The 16786-nt window shown below is 59.2% G+C and carries 20 protein-coding genes; 11 read left to right on the top strand and 9 right to left on the bottom strand.

Translation table 11 applies throughout. The features are described 5' to 3' along the window. Window positions 1–53 precede the first annotated feature (53 nt). Entirely contained in the window at window positions 54–1421 is a 1368-nt protein-coding gene (radA, locus tag A9G06_RS04630; RefSeq protein WP_005340481.1) for a DNA repair protein RadA, read from the top strand. Between the two features lie 81 nt (window positions 1422–1502). Here the strand turns inward: radA and A9G06_RS04625 are convergent, their stop codons facing one another. Next, window positions 1503–1883, bottom strand: a complete 381-nt coding sequence (locus A9G06_RS04625) for a PilZ domain-containing protein (RefSeq protein WP_005340482.1) — start codon at window positions 1881–1883, stop codon at window positions 1503–1505. 100 nt (window positions 1884–1983) lie between these two features. Next, window positions 1984–2466 carry an Rsd/AlgQ family anti-sigma factor gene (locus A9G06_RS04620; RefSeq protein ID WP_005348975.1) on the bottom strand — a complete coding sequence of 161 codons (483 nt, stop codon included), beginning with the start codon at window positions 2464–2466 and terminating at the stop codon, window positions 1984–1986. Between the two features lie 337 nt (window positions 2467–2803). Here A9G06_RS04620 and hupA point away from each other — a divergent pair, with 337 nt between their 5' ends. After that, window positions 2804–3076, top strand: a complete 273-nt coding sequence (hupA, locus tag A9G06_RS04615) for a nucleoid-associated protein HU-alpha (protein WP_005340484.1) — start codon at window positions 2804–2806, stop codon at window positions 3074–3076. 127 nt (window positions 3077–3203) lie between these two features. Here hupA and A9G06_RS04610 read toward each other — a convergent pair whose 3' ends face one another. From A9G06_RS04610 to A9G06_RS04600, 3 genes are all read right to left on the bottom strand, one after another. Continuing rightward, window positions 3204–3647, bottom strand: coding sequence for a PACE efflux transporter (locus A9G06_RS04610; protein WP_069554426.1), 444 nt, complete (start codon window positions 3645–3647; stop codon window positions 3204–3206). A gap of 162 nt (window positions 3648–3809) precedes the next feature. Then, the gene (locus A9G06_RS04605; protein WP_069554425.1) at window positions 3810–4667 is read right to left on the bottom strand and encodes a hypothetical protein; all 858 of its coding nucleotides are present in this window, start codon (window positions 4665–4667) and stop codon (window positions 3810–3812) included. Window positions 4668–4778: 111 nt separating this feature from the next. Beyond that, entirely contained in the window at window positions 4779–6002 is a 1224-nt protein-coding gene (locus A9G06_RS04600) for an Nramp family divalent metal transporter (RefSeq protein ID WP_069554504.1), read from the bottom strand. A 237-nt stretch (window positions 6003–6239) separates the two neighbouring features. On the opposite strand from A9G06_RS04600, the gene rpsF reads away from it, so the two are divergent. The 4 genes from rpsF to A9G06_RS04580 all read left to right on the top strand — a co-directional run bounded on the left by rpsF (window position 6240) and on the right by A9G06_RS04580 (window position 8228). Beyond that, window positions 6240–6626, top strand: coding sequence for a 30S ribosomal protein S6 (rpsF, locus tag A9G06_RS04595; protein ID WP_005308887.1), 387 nt, complete (start codon window positions 6240–6242; stop codon window positions 6624–6626). 30 nt (window positions 6627–6656) lie between these two features. Then, window positions 6657–6887, top strand: a complete 231-nt coding sequence (gene rpsR, locus A9G06_RS04590; RefSeq protein WP_005308890.1) for a 30S ribosomal protein S18 — start codon at window positions 6657–6659, stop codon at window positions 6885–6887. Between the two features lie 52 nt (window positions 6888–6939). Continuing rightward, window positions 6940–7386 carry a 50S ribosomal protein L9 gene (rplI, locus tag A9G06_RS04585; RefSeq protein ID WP_005340490.1) on the top strand — a complete coding sequence of 149 codons (447 nt, stop codon included), beginning with the start codon at window positions 6940–6942 and terminating at the stop codon, window positions 7384–7386. 101 nt (window positions 7387–7487) lie between these two features. Then, window positions 7488–8228, top strand: a complete 741-nt coding sequence (locus tag A9G06_RS04580; protein WP_069554424.1) for a ferredoxin--NADP reductase — start codon at window positions 7488–7490, stop codon at window positions 8226–8228. Window positions 8229–8277: 49 nt separating this feature from the next. Here the strand turns inward: A9G06_RS04580 and A9G06_RS04575 are convergent, their stop codons facing one another. Beyond that, window positions 8278–8628, bottom strand: coding sequence for a hypothetical protein (locus A9G06_RS04575; RefSeq protein ID WP_069554423.1), 351 nt, complete (start codon window positions 8626–8628; stop codon window positions 8278–8280). Between the two features lie 19 nt (window positions 8629–8647). Then, window positions 8648–8944: a hypothetical protein gene (locus A9G06_RS04570; RefSeq protein WP_069554422.1), complete on the bottom strand. Its 297-nt coding sequence runs from the start codon at window positions 8942–8944 to the stop codon at window positions 8648–8650. 255 nt (window positions 8945–9199) lie between these two features. Between A9G06_RS04570 and A9G06_RS04565 the strand changes: the two genes are divergently transcribed. After that, window positions 9200–10198, top strand: coding sequence for a Preprotein translocase subunit SecY (locus tag A9G06_RS04565; protein ID WP_069554421.1), 999 nt, complete (start codon window positions 9200–9202; stop codon window positions 10196–10198). Between the two features lie 7 nt (window positions 10199–10205). Here A9G06_RS04565 and fos read toward each other — a convergent pair whose 3' ends face one another. Both fos and A9G06_RS21850 read right to left on the bottom strand, forming a co-directional pair. After that, entirely contained in the window at window positions 10206–10607 is a 402-nt protein-coding gene (fos, locus tag A9G06_RS04560; RefSeq protein ID WP_069554420.1) for a fosfomycin resistance glutathione transferase, read from the bottom strand. 36 nt (window positions 10608–10643) lie between these two features. Next, window positions 10644–10811 carry a hypothetical protein gene (locus tag A9G06_RS21850; RefSeq protein WP_162516863.1) on the bottom strand — a complete coding sequence of 56 codons (168 nt, stop codon included), beginning with the start codon at window positions 10809–10811 and terminating at the stop codon, window positions 10644–10646. A 56-nt stretch (window positions 10812–10867) separates the two neighbouring features. Here A9G06_RS21850 and A9G06_RS04555 point away from each other — a divergent pair, with 56 nt between their 5' ends. Genes A9G06_RS04555 through gshA form a run of 4 tightly spaced genes read left to right on the top strand, consistent with a single transcriptional unit; the run spans window position 10868 to window position 16751 of the window. Beyond that, window positions 10868–11845, top strand: a complete 978-nt coding sequence (locus A9G06_RS04555; protein ID WP_069554419.1) for an NADP-dependent oxidoreductase — start codon at window positions 10868–10870, stop codon at window positions 11843–11845. Continuing rightward, complete coding sequence (locus A9G06_RS04550) at window positions 11842–12279, top strand: VTT domain-containing protein (RefSeq protein ID WP_005340498.1); 438 nt, start codon at window positions 11842–11844, stop codon at window positions 12277–12279. Before A9G06_RS04555 ends, A9G06_RS04550 begins: the two co-directional genes overlap by 4 nt. Before the next feature lie 27 nt (window positions 12280–12306). After that, complete coding sequence (locus A9G06_RS04545; RefSeq protein ID WP_069554418.1) at window positions 12307–15120, top strand: pitrilysin family protein; 2814 nt, start codon at window positions 12307–12309, stop codon at window positions 15118–15120. A 32-nt stretch (window positions 15121–15152) separates the two neighbouring features. Then, window positions 15153–16751 (top strand): glutamate--cysteine ligase, encoded by a 1599-nt coding sequence (gshA, locus tag A9G06_RS04540; protein ID WP_069554417.1) that lies wholly within the window; start codon window positions 15153–15155, stop codon window positions 16749–16751. Window positions 16752–16786: the final 35 nt, after the last annotated feature.

Here is a 16786-nt window from a genome sequence, read left to right as displayed (position 1 = left end):
TCGGTCGCAAACAAGTATATCAAGCAGGAATTCATCCTGTCCCCGAGTTATCAATGGCCAAAAATAAAACTGCTTATGTTTGTTCCGAATGTGGTGCCGACTTCACACGCTGGCAAGGTCAATGCAGCGAGTGCAAGGAGTGGAATACCATCACCGAGGTGCGCCTCGGCTCGGTGAGCCCCGCAGGCAAGAGTGCCCGTTACACCGGTTATGCCGGCGCGGTCGGCAGTCAGGTACAGACACTGGCAGAGATTGCCACCACCGAAATTCCCCGTTTTACCTCAGGTTTCAAGGAGCTGGATCGGGTGCTCGGTGGCGGTGTGGTGCCAGGCTCGGCCATTTTGATCGGCGGCAACCCAGGGGCGGGCAAGTCGACCCTGTTGCTGCAGACCATGTGTGGTCTCGCAGAGCGGATGAAAACCCTCTATGTCACCGGCGAGGAGTCGCTCCAGCAAGTCGCGATGCGGGCCAACCGCCTTGGGCTGCCCACCGACAAGCTGCGGATGCTTTCCGAGACCAGCGTCGAGCAGATCTGCCTGATTGCCCAGCAGGAGCAGCCGCAGATCATGGTGATTGACTCCATTCAGGTGATGCATGTGGCGGATGTGCAATCCTCCCCCGGTTCTGTCTCACAGGTGCGCGAAGCGGCTGCGTTGCTGACCCGCTACGCCAAGCAGAATCATGTGGCCATCTTCATGGTGGGCCATGTGACCAAGGATGGCAGTCTTGCGGGCCCCAAGGTGTTGGAACACTGCATCGACTGCTCTGTGCTGCTCGATGGCGGTCATGACTCCCGTTTTCGTACCCTGCGCTCTCACAAGAACCGCTTTGGTGCGGTCAACGAGCTGGGGGTTTTTGCCATGACCGAGCAGGGGATGCGCGAGGTGAGCAACCCCTCCGCCATCTTCCTCAGCCGGGGGCAGGAGCAGGCGCCCGGTTCCATCGTCATGGTTATCTGGGAGGGCACCCGGCCGCTGCTGGTGGAGTTGCAGGCGCTGGTGGACTACTCCCAGCTCTCCAACCCGCGCAGGGTAGCGGTGGGGATGGATCACAACCGGCTCGCCATGTTGCTGGCGGTGCTGCACCGTCACGGCGGGTTGCAGATGGCGGATCAGGATGTCTTCATCAACGTGGTCGGCGGAGTCAAGGTCGAGGAGACCAGTGCGGACTTGGCACTGCTGCTGGCGATGGTCTCCAGCTTCCGGGATCAGGCGCTGCCCAAGGATCTGGTGGTCTTTGGCGAAGTGGGCCTTTCTGGTGAAATTCGCCCGGTGCCGTCCGGCCAGGAGCGGTTGCAGGAGGCGGCCAAGCACGGTTTTCGTCGTGCAATCGTGCCGCACGCCAATGCCCCCAAGCACCCCATCGAAGGGATGGAAGTGGTACCGGTCAAGAAGCTGTCCGAGGCACTCGAGGCGCTGTAATCCCTCAGCATTGCAATCGAGACAACCGCACAACGAAAAAAGAGCGCCTCGGCGCTCTTTTTTATGGGCTGGAACCTGCCATCAGGGCTGGCTGTGTTCCAGATGCTCGCTCAGCAGTTGTTCCAGCTCGCGGTGGAGCAGCTCTTCGTCGCCGACGTTAAGCTCGATCATCCGCTTGAGGTGGGTGGCGCTGTCGATATCGATGTGGTGGCAGTAGAACCCCAGTTTTTTGCTGGCTTCGTGGGTCAGCTCGACCTGCATTTTGATCTCGATATCGCTACCGCTCAGGATAAAGCTGAGCTGGTACTCCTTGTTGTCACGGCTCTCCCAGTCGTCGGGGCGGATCAGCAGGGCTCCCTGCAAGGAGACGTCGACAAGCTGGGTCTGCCACTTCTGTTCCCCCTGGGTGAGTTCTGCCATGGTCAAGTAGAGGATCCGTGCAAAACGGCGGCGCTCAGACATGCTCATCTCCTGTATGCAATAAGTGTGGACGCTAGGGTCATTGCTCTGAGTGTAATCCACCTTGGTTGCCAGTATCTTGAACTTGCTCCGAAAATGGCATTCAGGCTTGCTGGGTACTCAAGGATTCCACCACATGAAGCGCCTTGACCAGGCGGTCCTCCTGTTTGAACCGCTCTTCCAGAACCGGACCCAACTCGTTGAGATCATCATCCAGTAGCAGCAATTGGGCCTCGTCGGCATCACTGTATTTGTCGTTGAACTCGAGGGCGAATTCAGTGCTGTTGCGAATATGGGGATAGATGCGCTTGGCCAGCTCCAGTGTTTCGCCGCTGGCTTGCTCGAAGGCGGTGACGACGTGGTGGTAGATCTCGAAATGGCCCGCGCTGACATAGTCGACCAGCCGGTCGCAAAACTGATGCAGCTCTTCTGTCTTGGGCAGGCTGCGCTGCTTGGTCCGCGCCGGGGTGAGGCCTGCCAGCTGCATGTATCCGACCAGCAACGCTTGCCTTGCATCCAGCCAGTCGTCGATAGCCTTATGCTTGCCTGCCAGCGCCTGCTTGGTCTGTTCCAGTTTCGTCAACATAATCCCTATCCCTCCGTGGGGCAAAGGCTGGCCGATTGTTCGGTATTCCGAGCCGTTTGAGCAGTGACACAACCTATAACTAGGGAAAATCTGGGCAAGCGTCAATAGCCATGGGGGGATAATGTTAAGTGGCGAAGAAATAGTCAGTGGATTGTGTCTGAGTGCTAGCAGGTTTCAGGCCTGCTCACGGTTTTTCGCGTGTGGAATGTGACTATTTCCGCAGATCTTGATGAAAACCCCAGCGTTTGACGCGTTCGGCTCGATAAAGGCTTTGCCTGTGCGTTTTTTTTTGCATAGAGTGACCCAGCGCTAAATGCCCGATCATAAAGGAAATGTTATGAACAAAGCTCAACTTGTCGATGCGATTGCCGCCAAAGCAGATCTGAGCAAAGCTCAGGCCAAAGTGGCTCTGGAAGAGATCATCAATGGTATTACCCAGAGCTTGAAAGAAGGCGATGCTGTGCAACTGGTCGGTTTTGGCACCTTCAAGGTCACCCACCGCGCAGGCCGCACCGGTCGTAACCCGCAAACTGGTAAAGAGATCCAGATTGCTGCTGCCAACGTGCCTTCATTCGTGGCTGGCAAGGCTCTGAAAGACGCCGTCAAGTAAGTCCGAAAGTCTGTTTTGTCCAATGCCAGTCAGCTCGCTGACTGGCATTGTTTTTATGGGATTTTCCCATCCTTCCTATTAGTCCTTCCTGACTTTTCCTTCTGTCGGCCTCGGTGCGGCTGAGGCCTTATGCCGTCTGCGGGTTGGATGGCAGCGGCCAGATCCGCTCATAGGCCCAGGTAAAGACCATGATGTAGACGAGGTAGAAGGCGACGAAGCCGAGATCCAGCATCAGGGCGTCCCAGACTCCCAGATCGAGCCAGAACATGACGCAGGGGAGGGAGAGCATCATAAAGCTCGCCTCATAGCCAAACGCGTGCAGGAAGCGGTCCAGTGGTCGCTTGTTGGTGCGCCCGCACAGTTTGAGCAACCCCTTGTCGAACAACAGATTCCAGCCGTAGGTCCAGGCAGTGGCGACGATGGAGAAGAAGATGGCCAGCGAACCGACCTCGGCGACGCCCTGATCGAACAGCTGGCTGATCAGCGGTGCGACCAGTGCCAGTCCGATGCCTTCGTAGAGAACCAGATAACGAAGTCGATCCGGGGTGGTGCGTAGTTGGGTACTACTCATGGGTGATGTGCCTCCTGTGGGAGGCGCATTCTAATCAGGGAGTGGTTAAAAGAGAAGCATCGGCCCGTCATGACTGGCGTTGAGGGGCATGAGATGCTCTCTCTTTGCGATACTTCTCTATTGCCAACTTGGGCGTTAGCCCTGAGTGGTCAAGTCTGCGACTCAGGCGCCGGTTGGCGTGACCCGGGTCAGCATTGCAAAGCCCTCTTCCACTTGAGTGAGCTCTACCTTGACCTCTCCCAACTCGGCGAGCGAGGCAACATGGGTGCCACCACAGGGAATGGTCACCTCCTGGCCTTCCAGCATGCAGTGCCAGTAACGGGAATCGATGATCGCCTCGCCAGCGCGGCTGCGGCGGATCTCGCCTCCGGCTGTAATCCAGTCGGCTAGCTGCTGGTTAACCTTCTCTTCAATCAGCGCCAGATCTGCCAGTAGTGCCTCGCTGTTGACCCCTTTCTTGCGCAGGCTCTTGCCGATTCGGTACTGCTCCCGCGAACCGCAAGGCTCGACTCGCGAGCTTTGAATAGCAAGACGATCGAAGTCGGGCTGGCCCAGTGCATCGCGCTCGCTTACCTCCTTGCGCCAGTAGGGGATGAGTACCTGGTTGAGGGCTAGTGCCGCCAGATGGCAGCCGCTATGGCCCAGACTCAGGGCGTGGCGGGCAGCGCTATCTACTTGTAATTCGACCTGGCTGCCAACGGCCAGCTCATGGTCATCGGTCAGCGGATGGACCACCACGAAACGCCACCCCTCAGCGCCCCGTTTGACCGGAATGGCAGTATCGACGAACAGCTCGCCATCCGGGCTGATAGCCCCCATTCGGCAAGGGCCAATGGTGGCTTCGCCCCCTTCCCAGCGAACATGGCCCACATCCCCCGGCTGATCGGGCCAGAGATGGCTCTGGGGATGAAAAGGGGTGAGGTCGGTGACCAGCAGCGTGGTGTCACCGCGCTGGCAGCAGACCACGCTGGCCTGCTCCTGATGATGGCCCAGTACGAAGCTGGCTCGGGTATGTTCCATGGCAAGGCTCCCGCAACGATAAATGAGAAGAGAAAGCGGCAGCATACGCCAAAGTGCGAAAGGGCTCATTAACCAGTGTTAATGAGCCCCTCTTCTCGGTTTTACGGTTCGCTAGATCATGGCAACCAGCAGATAGGCGTTGAGCCCGATCACCAGCGCAACGATAAGGCGTCCTACCGCCTGGGTGACGGGGTGGTTACGATGTTGCCCCATCAGTGCCCGATCGCCGGTCAGCATCAACAGCGGGATCAGGGCCAGCGCGATGCCAAAGCTCAGGATCACCTGACTCAACACCAGAATTTCGGTGGTGTTGAGCCCCATGGCGATTACCACGAAGGCGGGAGCCATGGTGATGGCGCGACGCAGCCAGAGCGGGATGGTAAAGCGGACAAAGCCCTGCATCACCACCTGCCCGGCCAGGGTGCCCACCACGGTAGAGCTGATGCCGGAGGCGACCAGCGAGAGGCCAAACAGGGTGGCGGCAGCCTGACCCAGCAGCGGAGTGAGGGTCTGATAGGCGGATTCCAGCTCTGCTACCTGCTGGTGGCCCGAGCTGTGGAACGCGGTGGCCGCCATCGCCATCATCGCCAGATTGACGAAGCCGGCGATGGTCATGGCAATCGCCACATCGACCCGGGTGGTGTGCAGCCGCTGGCTGACCGAGCCCTGATCCTGCGTGTGCTGGGTCAGTGCCGAGTGCAAGTAGATAACGTGGGGCATCACGGTGGCACCGAGCACACCGGCAGCCAGATAGACGGCATCGCTGTTGGGCAGACCGGGGAAGAGGGCGCCCTCCAGCAGGCTGGGCAGATGGGGGCGGGAGAAGATCAGCTCGACGATGTAGGCCGCCGCGACAAACAGCAGCAGGCCGCCGACCACGAACTCCAGCGGTTTCTGGCCACGGGATTGCAACATCAGGATCCCCCAGGTCACTACGGCGGTGATGCAGGCCCCTTCAAGCAAGGTCACGCCAAGCAGCAGCTTGAAGCCGACCGCGGCGCCGATAAATTCGGCGAGATCGGTGGCCATGGCGATGATCTCTGCCTGTACCCAGTAGGCCCAGACCGCCGGTTTTGGCAGTCGGTCGCGGATGTGCTCCGCCAGATTCTTGCCGGTAACGATACCGAGTTTGGCCGAGAGGGTTTGCACCACCATGGCCATCAAGTTGGCCCATACCACCACCCAGAGCAACTGGTAGCCAAAGGTAGAGCCCGCCTGAATATTGGTGGCGAAGTTGCCCGGGTCGATATAGCCGATGGCGGCGATAAAGGCTGGCCCGAGCAGGGTCAGTTTGAATTTGCGGGCTGTAATCGTAGTCGTCAGTGCGGGTTGCATGGCATCACCCTCCATAAGGATATGGAGAGAGAATAGATCTAAGTGATAATCATTATCAATTGTTGTTTCTGATGATTTCCATCGGGAAAAACATTTAAGGCGGTCAGTTGCAGTGAGGGATGTGATTTCGTACAATACGCCGCCCTAGAAAAGCAGCGACTAAACACCTTTATGTTCCTTGCCTCCGAGGTCTGGCTGTACCTGGGCGGAGGCTGAATTAATCCGTAAGGAGCTAAAATGCGTCATTACGAAATCGTCTTCATGGTTCATCCGGACCAGAGCGAGCAAGTTCCCGGCATGATCGAGCGTTACACCGGCGCCATCACCACCTCCGGTGGCACCATTCATCGCCTGGAAGATTGGGGCCGCCGTCAGCTGGCTTACCCGATCGACAAACTGCACAAAGCCCACTACGTTCTGATGAACGTAGAAGCAGAGCAAGCCGTTATCGATGAGCTGGAAACCAACTTCCGCTTCAACGATGCCGTTATCCGCAACATGATCATGCGCACCAAGCACGCCGTGACTGAAGTTTCTCCGATGGCCAAGGCCAAAGAAGAGCGCTTCACCCGTCGTGACGACGAGCGCCGCGAAGAAGCTACTGAAGCTGCTTCCGAAGAGTAATTCTGGATCACTGACTAGAGGATAAAGGCCATGGCACGTTATTTCCGTCGTCGTAAGTTCTGCCGCTTCACCGCCGAGAACGTTACCGAGATCGACTACAAAGATATCGTTACTCTGAAAAACTACATCACTGAATCTGGCAAGATCGTACCGAGCCGTATCACCGGTACCCGCGCCAAGTATCAGCGTCAGCTGGCACGCGCCATCAAGCGTGCTCGTTACCTGGCTCTGCTGCCGTACACCGATCTGCACAACAAGTAAGAATCGGCCCGGCACTTAAGCCTAACTCAACGAAATTTATAGAGGAAAGGTAATGCAAGTTATCCTGCTCGACAAAATCGCCAAACTGGGCGGTCTGGGTGACCAAGTTTCCGTGAAATCTGGTTATGCCCGTAACTACCTGATCCCGCAAGGCAAAGCTGTTATGGCCACCAAGGCCAACATCGAAGCTTTCGGTGCTCGTCGCGCTGAGCTGGAAGCCAAACTGGCTGCCAACAAAGCTGCTGCTGAAGAGCGTGCTGCCAAGCTGGCCGAACTGGCTACCGTGGTTATCGCTTCCAAGTCTGGCGACGAAGGCAAGCTGTTCGGTTCCATCGGTACCCGTGACGTGGCTGAAGCCATCACTGCTGCCGGCGTAGCCGTTGCCAAGAGCGAAGTCCGCATGGGCAACGTTCTGCGTAACACCGGTGACTACGAAGTTGCTGTTCAGCTGCACGCTGACGTTAAAGCAACCGTACAGATCCAGGTTGTTGCCCTGTAATAGCGATTCGCTTTTGCAGAGAAAACCCGCGCTTTTGCGCGGGTTTTTTATTTTCCGGCCCGGGGGTAGAGTGAAGGTCTGTTCCACTGGAGGAGATCCTTATGGCTTGGGTAGAAGGCCGCGTCATCGAACGCATCGAATGGACACCCACTCTGTTCTCCCTGCGGGTAGCGGCCGAGCTGGCTCCCTACAAGGCAGGCCAATTCACCAAGCTGGCCCTCGAGCAGGGCGATCGCCGCATTCAGCGCGCCTACTCCTTCGTCAATCCCCCCTCTGCGCCATATCACGAGTTCTATCTGGTCGAGATCCCGAGCGGTGAGCTGACTCCGTCCCTCGGCTCGCTGCAAGCAGGCGATACATTGCTGGTGCAATCCCAGGCCACCGGCTTTCTGACACTTGATGAGGTGCCCGCCGGGCGCGATCTCTGGCTGCTCTCGACCGGTACTGCCATCGGCCCCTTCCTCTCCATGCTGGCCGATGGGGAAGCTTTCAACCGTTTCGAGAATCTGGTGCTGGTGCACGGGGTGCGCAAAGGCGAAGAGCTGAGCTATCAGGATTTGATCGCCAGCTTTGCCGAGCAATATGGCGCGCGTTTTTGCTATGTCCCCTTTGTCAGCCGCGAGCCCTGGCCCGATGCAATGGCAGGGCGGATCCCGGCGGCGATTGCCAATGGTCAGCTACAGGCGCGGGTGGGGTTGGAGTTCTCACCCGAGCTGAGTCAGGTGCTGATCTGCGGCAATCCGGAGATGGTGAAAGAGACCCAGCAGACCTTGCTGGCGCTGGGGTTGGCCAAGAATCTGCGGCGGGCGCCGGGCAATATCAGTGCGGAGAATTATTGGTAAAACAATCAGCATAGGGGCACCAAGCCCCTGCTGCATCAGGAGAGGGCGTTCAGTTCTTCTTGCCGTTGCCCTTATTTTTATCTTTCTGTTTGTCGTGACCTTGCCCGGGGTTATTGCCGCTGTGGATGCTGCGGTTGTAGTGATCCCGGTACTTGCCATCCATCTTGTCGCAGTTGAGTTTGATCCGGCTGTCGCCAATGCCAAGATCCAGGCAGTTGTCCTGCCACCAGTCGTACTCTTTGTCATCCCAGTCGAGATTGATCTTGATGTCATCACTGGAGATCTTGATGCCATCGCTATTTTTGCCTGGCGGTGCTGCAACCGCGATGCCATGCGCCATCAGCAAGGAGAGCAGCAGGGCGCCACGCTGGATAACGGGGTTGTGTTTGGCTTGGGTCATCGCAAGGGGACTCCTGTCGTTATTGGCCACTCTGCGAGTTGGCAGGGATCTGGTTGGTTTGCGGTGGCTGGTTGCGGTTCTCTTCATCTTCCAGATTGAATTTGACCGCCCTGCAGTCGGCCGGGGCGGTTTCGCCGACCCCCAAGTCGAGGCAGTCGTTCTGGGTCCAGCCGAACTGCTTGTCATCCCAGTCCAGGTTGAATTTAAGCTCATCGACGGAGAATTCGGAGCCACTGCTCTCTTGATATTGCTGTGTCGCTGCGGCGCTGCCGTTAACCAGAAGAAGGGAGAGTAGCAAAGTGGTCTTACTGTTCATGATGGCCTCGGATAATTGCAACGGTGGATGAGTGTACAGAGCGGAGCTGAACCCGGGCGGAACTGTTCCCCATCTCACCACATGATCAAGTCAGGGAGGGATTGTATCGCTTTTCTGCTGCCGATTTGTCCGTTTTGGTCGCACTCTGGGCAGCTGGTTGCCAATCTGAAGGAATTCAGTCATTTGCCCTTCTCTGGGCGAGTCTGGCGACTATAATCGGCAGCCAACTTTTCCTGCACAGCACACCCCTTCATCATGACCACACAGGACTCCTCCACATTGCGCTACCCCAAGGGGTGGTTTGCTCTGACGACGGTATACAGTTTCACCGGGTTGGCCATTCTGGCTTCCATTATCTTCTCCCTGCTGCTGTTCCTCTCCATCGATGACAACCCGCTGATGAAGTGGCTGTTCGGCGGCTTGGCCATCATCTTCGAATTGGGCAAGTTTTACGTCTGGTACGAGTACGGCGAGCGCAAGGCGCGGCGGGATTTAAGTGGCGCTTTCTGGTCGCTGCTGTTTTACAGCGTGCTGGCGGCCATCTCCATCGGCGGCAGTATTGGTGGCATCAACAGCGCCACCAACACGGTATTGAGCCAGCAGGCGCGCCACGAACGGGAGCTTGCCCGTTTCGACGAGCAGATCGCCAGCATCGAGCGGCAGATCCAGCTCAACGAGGAGGCGGCCCGCAAATATATCGAGCTGGAGCGCATCTCCAGTGGCGTCTCCTCGTTGCAGCACGCCAATACCAAGCTGCGCTTGCAGCAGGATGAGCTGCGCCAGCAGCGCGATGCCAAGCCGGTCAACGAACAATCCTCCATGCTGGGGCTGATGAGCAGTCTGGCGGACGGGGTAGGGATGAGCATCAGTCAGGTGCAGTTCCTGCTGGTCTGCTTCCTCTCGGTGTTGCTCGACGTGTTCGGCGCCTTCTTCGTCAGCCTGATCGGCGAGGAGAACCGCTTTCGCCGGATGTGGCGCTGGCAGCAGGATCAAGCCCGCAGAGAGGCGCAGGAGGCGTTGGCGATGGCAGCCCAGTCCGAGCCCATCATGCCCCCAGAGCCCGCCCCCGAAGTGCTGGCGCAGGTGCGCGGTGCGCTGATGAGCGGTGAGCTCAAGTGCAGCAAGCGCTCGGTGGCACAGGCGCTGTCACTCTCGCTGGAGGAGGTGGATCGGGTGTTCCACCATCTGCTGTCGCAAGGGGTGCTGGGGCAGGGGAGCAATCGCCATTATCATCTGCGTACTGACAGCGATTGAACCCGTTTTATTCGAACCAGACTAGGCCATCATAAGGACGTGTCTTGAGTGAATCGAGGCGACTGGCAAGGTTGCCAACATGGATCTCTAGTTGATGGCCGTCCGGGTCTTTTAGATAGAATGAGTCCCCTTCGCTGCTATTTGTCTTCCACTCTTCGATGCCCGCCTGGCGCAGACGGGCACAGAACTCTGAGAAGTGTTCCGCAGCGATACTTAGGGCGACATGGCTATAGTCTTCGGCGGGCTTAGCGGGGTCACTGGAAAGGCAGAGCCACAGCTCCCCCAGAGTTAAATAGGCCCCGCGAGCCCATCGCACCTTGGGACGAAAACCGAGTAAATCAACGTAAAACGTAAAGCTCTTTTCAAGATCTCCTGTTGCCAAGGTCAATTGATTCAATCCGCTCAGCATTGTTGCTCCCTTTATCCGATATCAAACGCGTAACCATTAGTTGGTCAGCACCATCATCAGGCTGAGGAAGGCGGCCAGTCCGCCACCGATGCCGATGATCCAGTAAAACCCCTTGGCCCCCTGTTTGAGCGGGATGCGGAAGTAGAGCAGAAATGCCCACCACCCCAGTGCCAGCAACAGAGGAATAAGAAACATTCGAGCCATGGTGTCCTCGCTGTTATTCTGTTGACCCTTGATCAATCAACAGGATGGATTGTGCAATGACGCAACTACAGATTACCGCATTCGGTGACCCCTCGGTACTCAAGCTCAACCCTTCCCTAGATAAGGTGCCTGCCGATGGCGAATTGCGGGTACGCATCTGCTTTGCGGGGGTCAACCCCATCGATGCCAAAACCCGCGCCGGTCTTGGCTGGGCGGCGGCCCAGAACAAGGACAAGCTGCCCTGGACACCGGGTTATGATGTCTCCGGCGTGGTAGAGAAGGTGGGCCCCGGCGTGACCTCGCTGGTCGAGGGGGATCTGGTATGCGGCATGGTCGGTTTTCCCCTCACCGCCGGTGGCTACGGGGAATCTGTGGTGGCAAGCGAGAGCGAGCTGGTCAAGCTCGACGGGGTGAGCCTTCGACAGGGAGCGGCGCTGCCCCTTGCCGGTCTCACCGCCTGGCAGGGGCTGCTTGAGCACGGCGCACTCCAGAGTGGTCAGCGGGTCTTGATCCTCGCCGGTGCCGGTGGGGTCGGCCATCTGGCGGTGCAGTTTGCCAGCGCTTATGGCGCCGAGGTGGTAGCCACCGCCAGCCCCGACAACTATGGCTTCCTGCACGCACTGGGGGCGCGCTGGATGGTGGATTACCATGATGCGAACTGGCCAGCACGGGTGGTGGCAGAGGCCGGCCAGGTCGATCTGGTGCTGGATCTGGTGGGTGGCGAAAGCGGCAAGGCGGCGCTGGCCTGTGTCAAACCGGGTGGCCGCCTAGTGACGGTGCCCACCATCACTGCCCAGCAGATCAAGGATGCAGGGGCTGCGGCGGGTATCGTGGTGGTCGGCATGCTGGTTCACCCCGACCAGAAGCAGCTGGGTCAGATGTTGATGCTGCTGCGTCAGGGGGAGGTGAAGGTCACCCTCGCCGGTGAATTCCCCCTGGTCGAGGGGGCGCTGGCCCATCAGGCTATCGAAGGGGGCCATGTGCGCGGCAAGCTGCTGCTGCGCATGCCCGCCGCTGACGGCCTGCCCGGATGAATGGCATTACCGAGATGGGTCTGGGGTGGCTGTTTCTGAGCGCCTTCACCTCCGCCACCCTGCTGCCCGGCAGCTCCGAAGTGCTGCTGGGGGCCATGGCGGCCAAGGGGGAGTGGAGCATGGCGAGCTTGCTGCTGTGGGCGACGCTGGGCAATACCCTCGGCTCCATGACCACCTGGTGGCTCGGCTGGCTCGCCACCTTCAAGAAAAAACCGGAAGATTTTCAAGGCCGTGGGGAACAAAAAGCCTTAGGCTGGCTCAAACAACATGGTCACTGGTGTCTGCTGCTTGCCTGGACGCCGGTGGTTGGTGATGGTCTCTGTCTGTTGGCCGGTTGGCTGCGCCTCTCCTTCTGGCGCTCTCTCATTTTGATCGGGCTCGGCAAATTGTTCCGTTATGCCCTGGTTTTTCTGCTGGCCAGTCATATTTTCTAGCCTGTTTTTGTCACTCACGAGGTTACCGTGAACAAAGTCATACCTTTAACGATTCTGCTGGGCTTCACCCTGCCGGTGCTGGCGGCACCGACCCTGATCGCCGAACAGGGCAAGGAGGAGGGCAAGCTCGCCATCCCCTACCAGATGTACAAGCTGGACAACGGCCTGACCGTGATCCTGGCCCCTGACCGCTCCGATCCGCTGGTGCACCTCGATGTGACCTATCACGTCGGCTCATCCCGCGAGACGGTCGGCAAGTCCGGCTTCGCCCACTTCTTCGAGCACATGATGTTCCAGGGCTCAAAACACGTCGGTGATCAGGAGCATATGCGGATCATCAACGAGGCCGGTGGCGACATGAACGGTACCACCAACAAGGATCGCACCAACTACTACGAGACTGTGCCTGCCAACCAGCTGGAAAAAGTGCTCTGGCTGGAGGCGGACCGGATGGGCTTCCTGCTCGATGCGGTGAGCCAGAAGAAGTTCGAGATACAGCGCGCTACCGTCAAGAACGAGCGGGCTCAGCGGGTCGATAACCAGCCGTACGGGCTGGTGAGCGAGAAGGTGGGGGAGGCGCTCTATCCGCGTACTCACCCCTACTCCTGGCAGCCCATCGGTTACGTGGAAGATCTCGACCGGGTCGATGTGAACGACCTCAAGCAGTTCTTCCTGCGTTGGTATGGCCCCAACAATGCCACCCTGACTCTGGGCGGCGACTTTGACAGCAAGCAGGCCCTCGAATGGGTCGAGAAGTACTTTGGCTCCATCCCGCGCGGCCCGGACGTGGCCGAGCCGACGCCAAAGCCGGTGACTCTGCCCGAGACCCGCTACGTGACGCTGCAGGACAAGGTACACCTGCCGCTGCTCTATATCAGCTACCCCACCGTATCCCTTGGTGACCCGCAGGAGCCGGCACTCGACATGTTTGCCGACGTGCTGGGCGGTTCCGCCAGCTCCATGCTCTACCAGTCTCTGGTGAAAACCGGCAAGGCGATCGATGTGGGGGCGTCTCACTACTGCGAAGAGCTGGCCTGTACCCTGACCGTCTACGCCTACCCCAATCCGTCGCAGGATGGCAGCCTCAAGACCCTCAAGGGGGAGGTGGACAAGGTGATCGGCGAGTTCGCCCAGCGCGGCCTCAAGCCGGAAGATCTGGAGAAGGCGATCGCCAAGTACCGTGCCTCCGCCATCTGGGGTCTGGATAGCGTATCCGGCAAGGTGAGCCAGCTCGCCATGGGTCAGGTGTTTGCCCAGGATCCCAACTATGTGTTCAAGACGCTGGATGCCATCGGCAAGGTGACACCGGAGCAGGTGAAGGCCGCCTACGAAAAGTTCATCGCCGGCAAGCCGGCGGTGGTGCTGAGCGTGGTGCCCAAGGGCAAGACCGAGTGGCAGGTCGCCACCCCGAACTTTACCCCCGCCAAGCGCGAGTTGCCGGATTACAGCAAGCATGACGAAGCGCTGGCCGAACGACCGGTAAAAGACAATTTCGATCGCAGCGTGCAGCCCAAGGCGAGTGAGGCGGTGAGCGTCAAGGTGCCCGCCATCTGGCACGGCAAGCTCGACAAGAACATCGAGATCATCGGCACCAAGAGTGACGAGATCCCGGCCGTCTCCATCATGATCGCCCTGCCGGGCGGTATTCGTGCCGAAGATAAGGGGCAACTGGGGCTGGCCAATCTGACCGCCGCCATGATGGGGCAGGGCACGGTGCGCCTGACCGAGGCTCAGCTGAGCGACGAGCTGCAAAAGCTGGGATCTTCCATCGATGTCTCCAGCGCCCAGTACAACAACCTCATCACCGTCAGCTCGCTGGCGGACAAGTTGCCCCAGACCCTGGCGCTGGTGCGCGAGGTGCTGGAGCGCCCGGGCATGCGGGAGGCTGACTTCGAGCGGGTCAAGGCGCAGCTGCTGCAAGGGATGCAGCAGGCCCAGCAGCAGCCCGAGTGGCTGGCCGGGCAGGCGTTCCGTGAGCTGGTCTACGGCAAGCAAAACCGCCTCGGTCAACCTACCGATGGGGTGGCGGCCGATGTGGCCAAGCTGACCCTGGCGGACGTGAAGCACTTCTATCAGGCGTACTACAACCCCACCAACGCCAAAGTGGTGGTGGTCGGTGATGTGGGCCAGAAGCAGATCGAGGAGCAACTTGGCTTCCTGACCGAGTGGAAGGGGGCCACGCCGACCCTGGGGGATCTCAAGCTCAAGGGTGAGCAGGCCAAGCCGGGTATCTATCTGGTCGACAAGCCGGGGGCGCCCCAGTCGGTGATCCGCATCGGTCGTCGCGCCATGCCGTTCGATACCACGGGGGATTACTTCACCGCCGGGCTGATGAACTTCAATCTGGGTGGCAACTTCAACAGCCGCATCAACCTCAACCTGCGGGAAGACAAGGGTTACACCTACGGCGCCAGCTCTGGCTTCTCCGCCAACCGCGAGGTGGGCACCTTCGCCACCGGCGCCAATGTGCGGGCCGATGCGACTGTGGATGCCATCCGCCAGTTCCTCAAGGAGATGGACAACTACCGCAAGAGCGGCCCGACCCCGGTCGAGCTGGCCTATATGCGCAGCGCGGTCTCCCAGCAGGATGCCCTCTCCTACGAGACCCTCGGCCAGAAGGCGGGCTTCCTGCTACAGATGGTGATGTATGACCTGAAACCGGACTATGTGCAGGCCCAGAACAACCAGATCAAAACGGTGTCGCCCGAGGCGCTGAAGGCCAGTGCGGCCCGTTGGCTCAATCCGGCCGACATGGTGATCGTGGTGGTGGGAGACAAGCAAAAGCTTGAAAAACCCCTGCAGGAGCTTCATCTTCCCATCTATCCGCTGCAGTTGCCGTAACTGACGCTTTATAAAAATCAAGAGCCGTGAATATGACTACAACAAGCTTGTCGCTCACCGAGTTGCTGAATGCGTTGGGATCGCCGGAGCGCCTCACCGCGCTCAAGGGGATCCGGCGCGGGATCGAACGTGAATGCCTGCGCATCACGCCGGATGGCCGACTCGCCCAGAGTGACCATCCCCGGGCGCTAGGTTCGGCCCTGACCCATCCCAATATCACCACCGACTACTCGGAGAGCCTGCTGGAGTTCATTACCCCGGCTACCGACTCCATCGACAGCCTGATGGAGCAGCTCGGCGACATCCATCACCATGTGATTCAGCATCTGGGTGACGAGCGGATTTGGCCGCTCTCCATGCCCTGCTTCGTCGGCGGTGAAGAGAGCATCCGGCTGGCCCAGTACGGCAGCTCCAATATTGGCAAGATGAAGACCCTCTACCGTCAGGGTCTGAAGAACCGCTACGGCAGCCTGATGCAGGTGATCGCCGGGGTGCACTTCAACTTCTCCATGCCCGACAGCTTCTGGAGCGAGTGGCAGGATCTGGTGTGCGAAGGGTGCTGCAGCCAGCGCTTTATCTCCGACAAGTACATGGGGCTTATTCGCAACGTCTACCGCTTCGGCTGGCTGGTGCCCTATCTGTTCGGCGCCTCGCCTGCTATCTGCGAATCCTTCCTCAAAGGGCGCAAGAGCAACCTGCCGTTCGAGAAGACCGGCAAGGGTACCCTCTATCTGCCTTACGCCACCGCGCTGCGTCTCTCCGATCTTGGCTATACCAACAGCGCCCAGGCTGGGCTCAAGATCAGCCACGACAATCTGCCGGTCTATGTCAGCAGCCTGCGCCGCGCCATCAACACCCACAATCCCGACTTTGCCAAGATCGGGGTCAAGGTGGATGGGGAGTATCGTCAGCTCAACGACAACGTGTTGCAGCTGGAGAACGAGCTATACGCTCCGATCCGCCCCAAGCGCACCCCACGCAGCGGCGAGAAGCCCTCGGATGCGCTGGATCAGCGCGGCATCGAATACATCGAGCTGCGCACCGTAGACGTCAACCCCTTCACCCCGCTCGGCATCGATGCGGATCAGATCCGCTTCTTCGATCTGTTCCTGGTCTGGTGCCTGCTGCGCCCCTCTCCGGTGCTGAGTGACGAGGAGATTGCTCGCAACCGCCGCAACCAGAACAAGGTGGTGCTGGAAGGGCGTCGTCCCGGCCTGACGCTGGAAGATGAGCAGGACAATGCCATTGGCCTCAAAGAGTACGGCCTCAAACTGTTCGACGAGCTGGCTCAGGTGGCTGACCTGCTGGATCGCTGCTGCGGCCGCAACCGCTATCGCGAGACGCTGGCGATGCACCGCGAGAAGCTGCTCAACCCCGAGCTCACCTATTCCGCCCGCATGCTCAAGGAGCTGCTGGAGAGCGGCAAGGACAACGGCTGCTACGGCGACAAGCTGGCGACCCGCTATCGCGAGGAGCTGCTGGCAGGGGAGCTGCAGTACTGGGATGAGGCCTACTTTGCCGGTGAGGCGAAGGATTCGCTGGCCAAGCAGCGCGAACGCGAGCGCAGCGACAGTCTGTCGTTCGATGACTTCCTGGCCGACTACTTCGGGACCAGTACCACCACGGCCTGAAGGCGGGTTCGTACCAACCAAAGTGCCAACAAAAA

Source organism: Aeromonas sp. DNP9, from assembly GCF_001728955.1.
GTDB lineage: Bacteria > Pseudomonadota > Gammaproteobacteria > Enterobacterales > Aeromonadaceae > Aeromonas > Aeromonas veronii.
Note: the sequence above shows the minus strand (reverse complement) of the source record. Positions and strands in the feature narration are given on the sequence as shown.